We start from the raw sequence: 13844 nt of genomic DNA, 5'->3' as shown, positions 1-13844 counted from the left end.
AGCCGCCTACCAGCGGTAGTTCAGGCTGGCGATGACGGTGCGCCCACGGCCTTTGTAGCAATAGCCGCTCTCACACATCACCTGGTCCTCGTCGCCGAGGTTGGTGCCGTTGAGCGAGAGGGTCGCGCCCGGTGCGAACTTGTCCAGGCTGTAGCTCACGCGGGCATCGAACAGCAGATAGGCGTCGTTCTTCACCTTGTTGGCGGAGTCCGCGTAGTTCTCGCCGGTGTAACGGGCGCCGAGACCAAGTTCGAGACCGTCCAGGGACGGGCCGGAGAAGCTGTAATTGCCCCAGACGGAGGCCAGATGCTCCGGCACGCCGATCGGAACATTGCCCTCGTTGCCGTCGTTGCTCTTGGTGACTTCCATGTCCGTGTAGGAATAGTTGGCCACCAGTTCGAGACCCTCGAGGATCTCGGTCTTGCCTTCCAGTTCGATCCCGCGGGAGCGGACTTCGCCGGTCTGGATGGTGTTGGTCGGATCATCCGGGTCGGAGGTCTTGGCGTTCTTCTCGACGAGATTGAACAGGCTGACGGTGAACAGGCTGCGGCTGCCCGGAGGCTGATATTTCAAGCCGAGCTCGACCTGCTCGCCTTCGGTCGGATCGAGATACGCGCCCGCCTTGTTGGTTCCGAGTTCCGGAATGAAGGAGGTGGAGTAGCTCGCATAAGGCGCGAAGCCGTTATCGAAGAGATAGAGGAGGCCGGCGCTGCCGGTGGTCGCACCGTCTTCCTGCGAGGTCTTCGTGTCCGTGAGCAGATTGTCCTTTGTGGTTTCCGCCTCGTCGTGACGCAGGCCGAGATTGAACCGCCAGTTCTCGTAGGCCATCTGGTTCTGGGCGTAGAAGCCGACCTGATGCGCCTTCGTGTTCTGCCAGCTTATCTGGCTCGACGGCCGGTCGATGCTTTGATCGTAATCCGGGTTGAGCCTGTCGATGTCGGGTGCGCTGCCGTAGGTGTATTCGACATTGCCGTCGATATGCAGGTAGTCGACACCGGCGATCAGCGTGTGCTCGACGGGACCGGTGGCGAACTGGGCCTGGCCGGACGTGTCGACGACGATATGCTGGCTGTTCTCGTAGATGCCGTAGGCGGTCCGCGAGAAGGTGTGCCCGTCGCTCTGCAGGGTCTTGCTGGTATACTGGTTCACCGTGTTGAGGTCGGTGTAACGCAGGTTCTGGCGCAGCGAGAAGATCTCGTTGATCTCGTATTTCGCTTCATAGCCGCCGGTATATTGCCGCTGCTTCAGCTTGTCGAAATCCTCGTCTCCGGCCCAGAAGTCGGTCAGGTAACCGGTCGGGTCCTGATAGGGACGCGGGGACCCGGCGGTCTCGAATTCCTGGGCGCTGCCGAGCAGGGTGATTTCCAGCTTTTCCGTCGGCTGCCAGCTGACGGACGGGGCGAAGTATTTAACGTTGTTGACCACGCCCACGATGTTGGACTCGCTGTCCCGGGCGATGCCGACGACGCGGTACTGAACGTCTTCGCGGTCGAGGACCGGTCCGCTCAGGTCGAATTGTCCCTGGACATATTCGTCGGTCCCGCGCTGGACCTCGACCTCTTGAAAGGTTTCTTTGGTCGGGCGCTTGGTCACCCGATTGACGAGACCGCCGGGGCTCACCTGACCGTAGAGGACGGAGTTCGGCCCTTTCACCACGTCAAGCCGCTCCAGAGCGTAGGCTTCGGTATGCGAGTAGGACAGCCAGTTGATGTTCGGCTGACGCATGCCGTCGAGGAAGTCGGCGGTGGTGACGAGGTTAAAGCCGCGAGAGCGGATCTGGTCGAAGCGCATGTCGTTGCCATAGGCATCGACCTGCACGCCGACCGTATAGCGCAGTGCTTCCTCGACGCTCTGGACCTTTCGGTCGGCGATTTCATCGGCGGTCACGACGGAGATCGCGCGCGGCGTTTCGATCAGCGGCGTGTCCGTCTTGGTGCCGCTGGCGCTACGGGTGGCGACATAACCTTCGACCGGTCCGGTCGCGGTTTGCTCGGTGGCCTCTACGGTGAGCTTCTTCAGCCGGACCGAGCCATCGCTGCTCTGCCCCAACTTGCTGATGGTGACATTGGACGTGCCGGTAAAATCGTGTTGCAGGGGGAGGCCCGTCAGCATGATGCGGAGCGCATCTTCGGCTTTGTAGCTGCCGGATACTGCGCTGGAGGTCAGGCCTTCGGCGATGGACGGCTCGAACGCTACCTGCAGATTGGCTTGTTGCCCGAAGGTGATCAGCGCCTCGGCCAAAGACTGGGCCGGAATGTTGAAGTCGTGAGACTCCGTTGCCTGAGCCAGCTCGCGCGCCGCACCGGGTGCCTCGCTCAGCGCCGGTTTTACGGCTTCGGCGAACGCGTGCGAGCCAGTCAACACGACGACGCCCAGCGCCAGGGCGCTCGTTGTCGCAAGCAGTCCATTGCGGTCGCGCCGGATTTTCGGCGCGTTACCACAAGACGTGGCGCGCGTGCGTGCCTTACGGACAATCATTATTCGGTATCCCCCTTCACGGATGCGCCGGGCGGCGCAAATGCAACCCCTATGCGAATGAGAACAATTCGCAAAAGATCAGACGGATGGGAGCTTTGTTTTTTAAGGGGGAGGGATGAAGTTTTTTTTCCGGAGCCGGTCAGCCCGGTGTGACGACGGCCAGGAGCGAGGGGATTTCGTGGACCGAGGCGCCGTGCGGATGAACGGCGGCCCGGAGCGCCTCAACAGGTTTGCTCAGATCGAACACGCCGCTGACCCGCTTTCCCGCCAGGCCGCCGGGCGTGAGGAAAATGCGCCCCGGATAGTAGGGCTTAATCCGTTCCACGAGATCGTGGATGCTTTCCTTGTCGGCAATCAGAAGCCCGCGACGCCAGGCGGCGATATGCGAGACGGGTACTTTTGTCTGCATTGTCTCGCTGGTTCCGCGTTCAAGGTAGAGGCGGTCTCCCCGGGCGAGCGTTGCGATCGGGGCTTTCTTGCCGGATGTGCCGGAAGCAACTTTAACCCGTCCACCTTCCACCTCGACGGTGACGATCCTGTCGGCGAGGCGCGTTCCGAATTCCGTGCCTGTGACGGTCACGACCGTATCGCCCGCAAGGACCTTGAACGGCCGTTTCGGGTCTGGCCGAACGGCGAAATACGCTTCCCCGGCCAATATGGTGACTTGTCGTACCTGTCCGGTGAGCGCCGTCTTGAGAGCGCTGCCGGCATTGAGGGTGACCTGGCTGCCGTCGGCGAGGTCGTAGCGTGTGACCTCGGCAACGCCGCTGGAAAGATCGGCGTCCGCGTATTCCGGAGGAGGTGCAACGGTAAAGAAAATCAGGGCGATGCAGGCGGCGAGGCCACCGGCAATCACCGCACGCCTGCCCGGGCGGCTGCGGCGTGGTCTGAGTGTCGTGACGGTGGCTGCCGGAGCGGAGTCCCCGGCCGTGCCCGCATGGCCGTCCCATATGCCGGAGAACGCGGGCGTCACTGAGCCGCTGAGGTGCCATACTTTTTCCGCGCGCCGGAACGCGGCGCCGTGCAGTTCGGACGCGGAGAGCCAACGGGTGAAAGCGCTATGCAGATCGGCGTCATCGGGCGACGCACGCAGTTGAAGCAGCCAGTCTGTGGCGGCATCAAGCTGGTCGTCATCATGCCCGGAAGTCGTGTCTTCCGGACTCCGTTTTCCCGCGCCTCTCATGGCGCGGTCGGGCGCGTCTTTATCTTGTTGCATAGGCTCTCCTCGATATTAGACGCGTGAACCGCGCTTTTTTTCAGAGGCGCTTTCGGACACGGCTGTTTCGTGCTCGTTACGCTCCAGTTTTTCCAGATGCAGAGCGCATTTCATCAGCGCCTGCTTGATCAGTTGATGGGCTCGGGTGACCGATATTTCGAGATGGTCGGCGACGTCTTGCAGGGTCATGCCTCCCAGCCGGTGCATCTCGAACGCAATCCGGGTGCGCTCGGGCAGGCTGTCGATAACGGACTGGACCGCCGCGAGTTCCTGCCGCCACATGGCGTCTGCTTCCGGCGATGCATCCGGGGCCGGATAGGACGAGAGGATGTCGCTGCTGACGTTGCTGGTCAGTGTGCGTGCCGGGCGTCGTTGCCAGTCGAAGGCCAGGTTGCGGACAATGCGATAGAGGTAGCCGACCGGCTCCGTGATCGGCTCGGGCGTGCCAGCGCCGGAACCTGCATGGGCCCAGTATTTCAGATAGGCTTCCTGAACCACATCTTCCGCGGTCGAGTGGTTGCCGACAATACGGCGCGCATAGCTAATCAGCTCGCTTCGATGCGTGAGGATCAGGTCCATTGCCTTCGGGGACGCGGGCATGGGTGCTCATTGAGCTCCGGAAAGTAATGCCATCGTCCGTATGACGTGATCGGCGCTTCAGGCGGGAACGCCCCAAGCTGTATATGAGAATGATAATCATTTCCATATTGTTGTTTATGGATGCATCGGGAGATCGCGTTACCAGACGTTCTGCCGGGAAAGCGCCTCGACCACTTGCTTCAACACCCGGTGCAGCTCGGAAAAGCTCCGGTTGCCGGCGCGGTCGGCCCGCATGATCAGGCAAAGCTGCCAGCTCAGTTCCGGATGGAGCGGACGGGAGGCCAGGATGCTCCGGCTGGCTTCATGGGTGATCGCGCTTTTCGAAAGCACGGTCGAACCCAAACCCGATGCAACCATGGCCTTGGTGATGGAGACACCATTCACCGCAGCCGCGATGTTCAGCTTGAGATCGTTCCGGGCGGCATATCTTTCCAGCAGGTCCCGAAGTCCGAACGCCGCGTCGGGAAGGATCAGGTCGCGGTCCTGCAGCCAGCTGCAGGGAATGCGATCCGGCAGATTGCTGTCGGCGTGGGTGATGAAATGCATCTGCTCCGAGACCAGGGGCAGGATGAGCATTTCCTCCAAAGGTTCCGGGTCGTGTACGAGCCCCATATCGAGCTCCTTGCGCAGCACGGCCTCATAGGTTGCCGCCGAATAGCTTTCCCGGACATGCAACCGGATCGCCGGCAGTTTCTCGCTGCAAATCCGGAACAGCTCAGGCATCAGGGTTTCGCCCGCGGTCGGCGGCACACCGATCACCACCGAGCCGCTGGGCTCCCCGAGGAGGGAGCTGATCTCGTCCCGGGCATGCCCCATGGAGGTCAGGATCTCCCGGGCGTGCTGCAGGAAGCGCTGACCCGCTTCCGTGACTTCGATGCCATTCTTCTGGCGCAGAAACAGCCGGCCGCCGAGTTCCTCTTCAAGCGAGCTGACCTGTCGGCTGATCGCCGACTGGGCAATGCGCAGTTTGCGCGCCGCCGCCGTGAAGCCGCCTTCCTCGGCGACAGTGATGACGTATCTGAGGATCCTGTGATCGAACATTGCGATGCAGCTCCCGTCTAGTCAGCCCAGTCATAGAGGCGGCAGGGATTGTCCTGCAGGATGGCCCGGCGTGTGCCCATGTCTGGAAACCATGTCTCCATGGCGTGATAGAGGCCCGCCGTATCGATCTTCTGGAACGGCAGTGGTTCCGTGCCGCTATAGAGCCCGCCGTCGTGCTTCGGGGTGTGGGGCCAGTCGCTGGCCCAGACCATGCGGTCCGGCGCCATGGCATGAACCCGCCGGGCGAGGTCCGCGACACCCGGGCCGTCGGGGCCGGTGGAGATCCGGTAGCTGCCTGACAGCTTGACCCAGGCGCCGCCGTCGACCAGCTGTTTCAGGCTTTCGATATGGGGGTCGGGCTGAAGCGGATCGACCAGCCCGAAATGGTCGAGCACAAGGGGCCGGTGCAGGCGGTCCTGCAGCGGGATGATCGCGGCCAATGTCTCCGGTGCGCAGAAAACCTGAATGTGCCAGGTGCTGCCGGCCAACGCGCGATCCATGGCTGGCAGGATTGTCTCGATCGATGGAGCGCCGGTGCGAACCGAATGCAGGTTCAGCCGCACACCTCGAATACCGCGCTCATGCATCGTCGCCAGTTCCGTGTCGCCGGTGGCTTCCGGATCGATCACGGCAACGCCTCGCGCTGTGTCTCCAAGCTCTTCAAGCGCATCGAGGGTGCAGCGATTGTCGGTGCCGTAGAGGCTCGGCTGCACAATCACCAGCCGGGCAATATCGGTTCCCCGGATCGCCTTCCTGTAATCCTCGATGGTGGCGGGCGGCACGGTGTAGCTGCGCCGCGGAGCGAAGGGATAGCGAGCGGCCTCACCGAAAAAATGCATGTGGCAGTCTATGGCGCGGATCGTCATGGCGGCACTCCGGGTAGCGGCGCGGGTAAAGCACTTCGAGGAGTATCGGAGATAAACCGTCTCGATATCCATCTCTTTAAGGCATGGAATGAATACAATTAATGCATTGGTGGGATAGGGGGATTCTCGTCAAGCTAAGGAATAATAAGGGCGAGGTCTGAATCCGACGCCTGATAAAAAAGGGAGGTACTTATGAAATTCCGCAGTATGCGGCGCCACGCCGTTACGGGTCTGTTTGGTGCTGTTCTGGCTGGTGCCAGCCTGTTTTCAGGTATCGCGTCAGCCGACACCTACAAATGGATCACCTCGAAGCCGCAGGGCGCGAACGATGCCCAGGCGATCAGCACGCAATGGATGGTCGACGAGTTCGCGCGCCGCACCGGCGGCAAGCACGATATCCAGGTTTTCTGGGGCGGCAGCGTTGCGAAGACGCGCGAGATACCCGATGCGCTGTCCGCCGGTGCCGGTGATTTCGGCGATATCATCACGCCGTATTTCCAGGACAAGTTCCCGCTGAACAATGCGGTGGGTTTCTTCATTCCGCAGCCGAACTCGACCATCGAGGTCGCGCTGATGATGCAGAAATGGCACCGGATGTATCCGCAGTTCGATGCGGAAATGGCGAAATACAACCTGAAGGCCATCGGCTTCCGGCCGCTGGAAAGCTATGGCCTGCTATGCCGCGAGCCGATCAACGGCCTCGCGGATCTGAAGGGCAAGCGCATCCGGACGTACGGTTTTGCTTATCCGAAGATCGTTGAGGCGATGGGCGCGACACCTGTCTCGATCGCGTCCTCGGAAGCCTACGAAGCCTTGCAGCGGGGCATCCTCGACTGCTCGCCGATCGGCCCGGCCCTGGCACGTGGCTGGAAGCTGGACGAAGTCGCGAAATATTACGTCAAGTTCCCGTTCGGCGCCTCCTTCGGCCATCTGGTGACGATGAACCGGAAGTCCTATGACGGCATGCCGGATGACGTGAAAGCCATCGTTGACGGCCTCGGCCGGGAATATGCGATGCGCTATGCCGTGGATCTGGAGGTGCAGATTGCCGCGGTGCTGGAAGAGTGGAAGACATCCGGCGTCACGGTCATCGATTTCCCGATTTCGGAAGCGGCGGCCCTGGTCGAGGATGCCGGTGTGCAGGAGATCCGGAAGGGCTGGATCGAAAAGGCTAACGCAGCTGGTCTGCCGGCCGATGCGATCGCAGCCGAACTGAAGTTCTGATCTTCCCGGGATCGCGCACCGGGTCATTCGGTGCGCGTCGCCTGTTTTATCCTGACATTCTTGAAATCCAGCGACGGGAGTATCCGATGAGCGCGTCACGTTCCGCGCCGGGGCCATTGAGCCGGGCTGAATCCTGGCTTGATCGCCTGATCGATTTGATGGCCGTTCTTTCCGGGGCGATCCTGTTCCTGATGATGTTTCTGGTCGTTGCAAACACACTGACCCGGAAGTTTCTCAACTGGCCGATCACCGGCGCGTTCGAGCTCACCGCATCCATGCTGACGTTGTCGATCTTTCTCGCCCTCGCCTACACGCAGAAGGCTGGCGCCCATATCAGCGTCGATGTGCTGAACCGGCATCTGACCGGCGGCGTGAAGCGGGCTCTCGATCTCTCTGCCCCGGTCCTCGGGTTCGTCTGTTTCGGCTGGGCGACCTATGCCTGCTGGCTGTTCGCCTATGAGTCCTATTCCATGTCAGAGCAGGAATGGGGGTCGATCACCTATCCGATCTGGCCGGTTAAAATGATCGTCTGTTTTGGCCTTGGTGCTCTGACACTGCGCTACCTGCTTGAGATCGGCATCGTCGCCATGGGCGAGCGCCAGGACGGGGAGACACCGCGATGAGCCTCGTTATCGGAACCATCGGCACCTTCGTGCTGATCGCGGCAATCCTGTCCGGCGCCAATGTCATGGTGGCACTGGCCCTGGTCGGCGGCATCGGTCTCGCGGTTGTCAGCGATTTCAATGTGGCGACAGCCCTGATGGGCAACGTCTTTTTCGATACCACACACAGCTTCAATTTCAGCGTTATCCCGATGTTCCTGCTGATGGGTTTCTTCGCCATGCGGGCGGGCCTCGGTCAGGATATGTTCGACGCTGCAACGAAATGGCTCGGTCGGTTGCGGGGCGGTCTTGCGATCTCCACGACTATCGGTGCCGCTGCTTTCGGCGCCGCGGCTGGGTCGAGCGTCGGCTCGGCGACTGTCTTCACCAAGCTGGCCCTGCCGGAAATGCTGGCGCGCGGGTATGACAAGCGGCTCGCCGCCGCCTCGATTGCCATTTCCGGCACTCTCGCGGTGATGATCCCGCCGAGCGCACTGATGGTGGTGTTCGGCATCCTGACCGATACCAGTATCGGCGGCCTGCTGCTGGCAGGTGTCATTCCAGGCTTCCTCTTTGCCTTCATCCTCTGCTTCGCGACCTATCTCTGGGTCCGGATCTATCCGGAAGCCGCGCCGCAGATGGTCGAGCGCTTCACCCTGCGTGAGAAAGTGGCCTCGCTGCGTCTTGTCGGCCCGCTGCTTCTGGTCATCATGGTGATCATCTTCGGTCTCTATCTCGGCTTCTTCACACCGACCGAGGCGGGCGGTGTCGGCGCGCTGGTCACCATGATCCTAGCCGCGATCAGGCATCGCGGACTGCGGGGTATCGAGATCCGGCAGACCCTGCTCGACACGGTCAAGACCTCGGGCATGATCTTCGCCATCATCATTGCCGCGATCCTGTTCTCCAAATTTCTGGCTCTCTCGGGCGTGACCCATGCGCTCGGCGGCTTCCTTACCGGGCTGGAGACCAATCGCTGGGTCATCGTCTTCTTCATCGTGCTGATCTATCTGGTGCTCGGCATGCTGATGGATGCACCGGGCTTGCTGGCGATCACGCTGCCGATCACCCATCCGGTGATGCTTGGTCTCGGCTTCGATGAAATCTGGGTCGGCGTCTTCGTGGTGCTGCTTTGCGAGCTGGGAGCCGTGACGCCACCGGTCGGCATCAATTGCTTCGTTGTTCAGGCGGCGTCGGAAGGGCGGGTTGAGCTGGACGAGGTCTTTCGCGGCCTGACGCCGTTCTTCCTGGCGGGGCTGGTGATGCTCCTCCTGCTCTGCTTCTTCCCGGAGATCGCAACCTTCCTGCCGGACACGATGAAACAGTAGGCCGTCGCCATTCCAATGAAATGCGCGGCTGACCAACGGAACCGATATGCTGACACTTTACTCCTCGCTGACCTCTCCCTATGGCCGCAAGGTCCGGATCGTCATTGATCTTCTGGGGCTGGCCGACCGAATCGCCGTCCAGCACGCCAGCACGCTCGATCCGGAAGACCGGCTCCGGCAGGTCAATCCGCTGGGCAAGATCCCGGCTCTGATCCTCGAAGACGGCTCGGCGCTCTATGACAGCCGGGTGATCGTGGATTTCCTTGAGACCCGTTATGGCGACGGGGCGATCCTGCCCCGGGACCCTGACCGGCGTTTCCGGCAGCTCACGCTGGCCGCGCTCGCCGAAGGGATCAACGATGCGCTGCTGATGGTCACCTATGAGGGCCGGTTTCGCGAGCCGGAGCAGATCAGTCAGGTCTGGCTTGATCACCAGTATGGCAAGATCCGGCGCGGCCTGACGGAAGTCTGCCGCAATCTCGACGAGTATCGCGCGCCCGGCATTGCCGCGATCACGCTTGCCTGCGCACTTGGTTACGCGGACTGGCGCCAGCAGCTCGACTGGCGGGCCGAGTTTCCGCCGCTTGCCGCATGGCTCGAAGAGTTTGGACAGCAGGTGCCCGCATGGGAGCGAAGTGCGGCGCCGAAGCCCGTTACCTGAACCAATAAGGAAATGACGATGCCCCGCATACCTGAGCTTGATCCCGGCAGCCTGACGGCGGAACAGAAGCGCGTCTATGACGAGATCGCGTCCGGGCCCCGCGGCGGCGTGCGTGGACCGCTCGCTGTCTGGCTGCGGCGACCAGGGCTGGCCGACAAGGCTCAGGCGCTCGGCCGGTACTGCCGTTATGACAGCTCGCTGTCGCCCCGGCTTTCCGAGCTTGCGATCCTGACAACGGCACGGATCTGGGACGCTTCCTACGAGTGGGCGGCGCATGAGCCGCATGCAGAGAAGGCCGGCCTGCCGCGCCCGGTGATCGATGCGCTGAAAGAAGATCGGGAACCCGAATTCGAGGCAGAGGACGAGGCGGTCGTCTACGAGGTGGCGCGCAAGCTCAATCTGGACCGACGCTTGTCGGACGAACTCCATGAGCGGGCGGTGGTCGTCCTTGGGCTTGAGGGGCTGATCGATCTTGTCGGGGTGCTTGGCTATTACAGCCTGATTTCGATGACGCTCAATGCCTTTGAAATCGAGGCCCCGGCCAAGTCCTGAAAAGAAGACGAGATAACAATGGACCAGAAATCCAGTTTTCATCCGAACCCGTCAAAACCGGCTTTGGCCTTGCCGCCCGGATCGACGGACTGCCACTGCCATGTCTTCGGGCCGGTTTCCGCATTTCCCTATGCCGAGGACCGGACCTATACGCCGGAGGGTGAAGCGCCGAAGGAAAAGCTGTTCGCCATGCACGATGCCATGGGCCTCCAGCGCTGTGTCATTGTGCAGGCGGGCTGTCACGGCTTCGACAATTCCGTGGTCGCCGATGCCATCGCCGCCCGGCCGGGGCGCTATCTCGGTATTGCTCTGGCGCCGACCGATACATCGCTCGACGCGTTGCGGGTTCTGAACCTTCAGGGCTTCCGGGGCGTGCGTTTCAACTTCATGCGGCATCTCGGCAAAGGGGCATCCTTGGCAGATGTGATTGCCATGACGGATCGGCTGGCAGAAATCGGCTGGCACCTGCAGGTCCATATGGAGAAAGAGCTGTTGGCGGAGATGGTGCCGGATCTGAAGCGCTCCCGGGTGCCGGTGGTGATCGATCACATGGCCCGCGTGAATGCGAGGCTTGGTCTCGACCAGCCTGCCTTCACCGCACTACGGCAGTTGCTCGACGATGAGAAATTCTGGGTCAAGGTCAGCGGCTCCGAGCGGGCGTCGCGGCAGGGGCCGCCATACAGCGACGGCGTGCCGTTCGCGCGCACGTTGGTTGCCGAGCATGGCGATCGTGTCCTGTGGGGGACGGACTGGCCGCATCCCAATCTGGCGGGGCCTGTGCCGGATGACGGCCAACTGGTCGATCTGATCGGCGAGATCGCGCCGGACGCGGCTGCCCGGCAGGCACTTATGGTGGACAATCCGGCCCGCCTCTACGGTTTTGAATAGGGGGAGCGAGTATGAGCGGACGTCTTGAGGGAAAAGTTGCCATTGTCACGGGCGCGGGCTGTGTCGGTCCCGGTTGGGGCAACGGACGCGCGATCTCGGTACGCTTTGTCGAGGAAGGCGCGAAACTTTTCGCGGTCGACCTGAGCGAGGAAGCACTGGCGGAAACCGTCGAGCGGGTCCGGGAGGCCGGCGGGGAGATCGAAACCCGTCTGACGGATGTGACGGACACAGACGCTGTCCGGGCCATGGTCGATGCCTGCATCGCCCGTTTCGGCCGGGTCGATATCCTCGTTAACAATGTCGGTGGGTCCGCCGCCGGCGGACCGGTCGAGCTCAGCGAGGATGCCTGGGACAGCCAGATCGACCGCAATCTGAAAAGCGTCTTTCTGACCTGCAAGCACGTGCTGCCGCACATGGATGCGCAGGGATCTGGCGCGATCGTCAATCTCGCCTCGACCTCAGGCCAGCGTTGGACGGGTGCTGCCCAGGTGGCCTATGCCGCAACCAAAGCGGGCGTGATCCAGCTTTCCAAAGTGGTGGCCGTGCAATATGCGCCGAAGGGTGTCCGGGTAAACACCGTCGTGCCGGGCCAGCTGCACACCCCGATGGTGGAAGCACGTCTCGCCGGACAGCGTTCGGGCGGAGACGTCGATGCCCTGCTGCAAAGTCGGGTGAAACGCATCCCGCTCGGCTTCATGGGAGACGGTCGCGATACAGCCAATGCGGCGGTCTACCTCGCCTCCGACGAGGCGCGCTTTGTCACCGGAACGGAGATCGTCGTCGATGGCGGCATGACGGCGCGGTGCGATTGACGCTCGGAGGCGCGCTCTGCGCCTACCAGGAATTATAGCCGAGATATTTCCCTGACATCTCGATCTTCACCCGGTCGCCCTTCGGGTTTTCGACGCGGGTGACCGACATGTCGAAATCGATGGCGGACATGATGCCGTCGCCGAATTTCTCGTGGATCAGCGCCTTGATGGTCGGGCCGTAGACGCCGACGATCTCATACAGCCGGTAGATGCAGGGATCGGTCGGGATCGCCTGTTCCCAGATCTTGGTCGGGCTTTCCTCGAGCAGGAGGCCTGCTTCCTGCGGCAGGCTGAGGGTTCGGACCAGGGCTTCGGCCTTTTCCTTCGGCATCGCGTTCATGCCCATGCAGGCTGAATGGGTCCAGACCGGGCTCATATCGATCTTTTCGGCAATCTCTTCCCAGGTCATGCCGGTCTGCCGCTTGGCGGACAGGATCAACGCGGTGACGTCTTCCTTGCTCTGCAGAATCATAGATCTTCCTCTTCATTGTTCGGGTTTCAGAGTGCTCCGGCGTTCTGGACGAGGAGCAGGACAACGAGAATGGCCAGGATCAGCGAGACGATTTTCCAGAACCGGACCGGGTCGCGCTCGGCGAACGGGCGCCGTTTCCGGGCACGCCAGCCGGTGCCCGGCTGGCGCAGTTCCAGGTCGAACTCTGAAAGGGCCTGCTGGCGCTGTTCCGGATGCGGATGCACGGCACGGCGCAGGGCGTCGTCCATCCAGTCCGGTACCCCGTTTTTCTCGTCACAGGCGCTGCGGTAGGCGAGACGGCCGAGATCGCGGCGGCTGCGCACCTTGGAGACGGCGGTTCCGTAAGGCAGGCGGCCGGTCAGCATTTCGTAGGTGATGACACCAAGCGAGAACAGGTCCGCGGTCCATGTCACTGGATCGCCGTTGAAATATTCGGGCGCGGCATATTGCAGGGTCCCAAGAATGTTGCGCTGCTCCGGTTCGGCTTCGTCTACCCCGGCGATGTAGGTCGATCCGAGATCGATGATCTTCACCGTCCCGTCCCCGTCGATCATGACGTTCTCGGGGCGGAGGTCCTGATGCAGCATCTCCTGGCGGTGGAACGCGCGCAGGCCTTGTGTGATCTGTCGGACGATGTCCCGGACCTGGTCGAGATCCGGGTTCGGATTGTCGGCCATCCATTGCCTTAGGGTCCGGCCCTCGACGAACTCGGAGACCGTATAGAGCGCACTCTTCGCTTCCGGCGCGGGAACTGCGGCCACGATGTGCGGGTTGGCGAGCCGCCGGGCGACCCATTCCTCCATCAGGAAGCGGCGCAGATAGGCCGGATCCTCGCGCATGTCCATGGACGGGATTTTCAGGGCAACGCGGGAGCCGTCCGGAGCTGCGGCGAGGAAGATGTGGCTGCGATGGCTCGCATGAATGGAGCGCAGGATCTTGTAGCCGTCGATCTCGGCGCCCGTTTCAGGCAGGGGCGGCGGGATCAGGTGTCCGCCTTCAACGGATGGAACGTCCAGCGCGTTTTCGGGCAGTCCGTCGATACGCACGATCTGGATCGTCAGATTGTCCGGGCTGCCAAGGGCGGTGGCCTCCTCCGCGATGGCT

The 13844-nt window shown here is 62.1% G+C and carries 14 protein-coding genes; 7 read left to right on the top strand and 7 right to left on the bottom strand.

The window, feature by feature from the left end:
• Nucleotides 1–6: 6 nt before the first annotated feature.
• The 5 genes from IG629_RS21125 to IG629_RS21105 form a co-directional block, all read right to left on the bottom strand.
• Complete coding sequence (locus IG629_RS21125; RefSeq protein ID WP_193173892.1) at nt 7–2478, bottom strand: TonB-dependent siderophore receptor; 2472 nt, start codon at nt 2476–2478, stop codon at nt 7–9.
• A 139-nt stretch (nt 2479–2617) separates the two neighbouring features.
• A complete protein-coding gene (locus IG629_RS21120) occupies nt 2618–3694 on the bottom strand; it encodes a FecR family protein (protein WP_193173891.1) in 1077 nt (358 codons plus the stop codon).
• A 15-nt stretch (nt 3695–3709) separates the two neighbouring features.
• Nucleotides 3710–4294 carry a sigma-70 family RNA polymerase sigma factor gene (locus IG629_RS21115; protein ID WP_193173890.1) on the bottom strand — a complete coding sequence of 195 codons (585 nt, stop codon included), beginning with the start codon at nt 4292–4294 and terminating at the stop codon, nt 3710–3712.
• A gap of 138 nt (nt 4295–4432) precedes the next feature.
• Nucleotides 4433–5335 (bottom strand): LysR family transcriptional regulator, encoded by a 903-nt coding sequence (locus IG629_RS21110; protein ID WP_193173889.1) that lies wholly within the window; start codon nt 5333–5335, stop codon nt 4433–4435.
• A gap of 17 nt (nt 5336–5352) precedes the next feature.
• Nucleotides 5353–6201 (bottom strand): amidohydrolase family protein, encoded by an 849-nt coding sequence (locus IG629_RS21105; RefSeq protein WP_193173888.1) that lies wholly within the window; start codon nt 6199–6201, stop codon nt 5353–5355.
• Between the two features lie 192 nt (nt 6202–6393).
• Here IG629_RS21105 and IG629_RS21100 point away from each other — a divergent pair, with 192 nt between their 5' ends.
• From IG629_RS21100 to IG629_RS21070, 7 genes are all read left to right on the top strand, one after another.
• Entirely contained in the window at nt 6394–7425 is a 1032-nt protein-coding gene (locus tag IG629_RS21100; RefSeq protein ID WP_193173887.1) for a C4-dicarboxylate TRAP transporter substrate-binding protein, read from the top strand.
• Nucleotides 7426–7511: 86 nt separating this feature from the next.
• Nucleotides 7512–8048 carry a TRAP transporter small permease subunit gene (locus IG629_RS21095; RefSeq protein WP_028466682.1) on the top strand — a complete coding sequence of 179 codons (537 nt, stop codon included), beginning with the start codon at nt 7512–7514 and terminating at the stop codon, nt 8046–8048.
• Nucleotides 8045–9355, top strand: coding sequence for a TRAP transporter large permease (locus IG629_RS21090; protein ID WP_028466683.1), 1311 nt, complete (start codon nt 8045–8047; stop codon nt 9353–9355). The genes IG629_RS21095 and IG629_RS21090 overlap by 4 nt, the downstream gene beginning before the upstream one ends.
• Before the next feature lie 46 nt (nt 9356–9401).
• Nucleotides 9402–10016 carry a glutathione S-transferase family protein gene (locus tag IG629_RS21085; protein ID WP_193173886.1) on the top strand — a complete coding sequence of 205 codons (615 nt, stop codon included), beginning with the start codon at nt 9402–9404 and terminating at the stop codon, nt 10014–10016.
• A gap of 18 nt (nt 10017–10034) precedes the next feature.
• The gene (locus tag IG629_RS21080; protein WP_193173885.1) at nt 10035–10568 is read left to right on the top strand and encodes a carboxymuconolactone decarboxylase family protein; all 534 of its coding nucleotides are present in this window, start codon (nt 10035–10037) and stop codon (nt 10566–10568) included.
• Nucleotides 10569–10586: 18 nt separating this feature from the next.
• Nucleotides 10587–11456: an amidohydrolase family protein gene (locus IG629_RS21075; protein WP_193173884.1), complete on the top strand. Its 870-nt coding sequence runs from the start codon at nt 10587–10589 to the stop codon at nt 11454–11456.
• 11 nt (nt 11457–11467) lie between these two features.
• Nucleotides 11468–12268 carry an SDR family NAD(P)-dependent oxidoreductase gene (locus tag IG629_RS21070; RefSeq protein WP_193173883.1) on the top strand — a complete coding sequence of 267 codons (801 nt, stop codon included), beginning with the start codon at nt 11468–11470 and terminating at the stop codon, nt 12266–12268.
• Between the two features lie 22 nt (nt 12269–12290).
• Here the strand turns inward: IG629_RS21070 and cynS are convergent, their stop codons facing one another.
• Both cynS and IG629_RS21060 read right to left on the bottom strand, forming a co-directional pair.
• On the bottom strand, nt 12291–12740 hold the full coding sequence (gene cynS / locus IG629_RS21065) for a cyanase (RefSeq protein WP_193173882.1): 450 nt from the start codon (nt 12738–12740) through the stop codon (nt 12291–12293).
• Nucleotides 12741–12766: 26 nt separating this feature from the next.
• Nucleotides 12767–13844 (bottom strand): serine/threonine protein kinase (locus IG629_RS21060; protein WP_193173881.1); only part of this gene is annotated, 1078 nt, incomplete at its 5' end.

The organism is Nisaea nitritireducens, assembly GCF_014904795.1.
Lineage (GTDB): Bacteria > Pseudomonadota > Alphaproteobacteria > Thalassobaculales > Thalassobaculaceae > Nisaea > Nisaea nitritireducens.
This window is presented reverse-complemented; position numbering and strand designations above follow the sequence as displayed.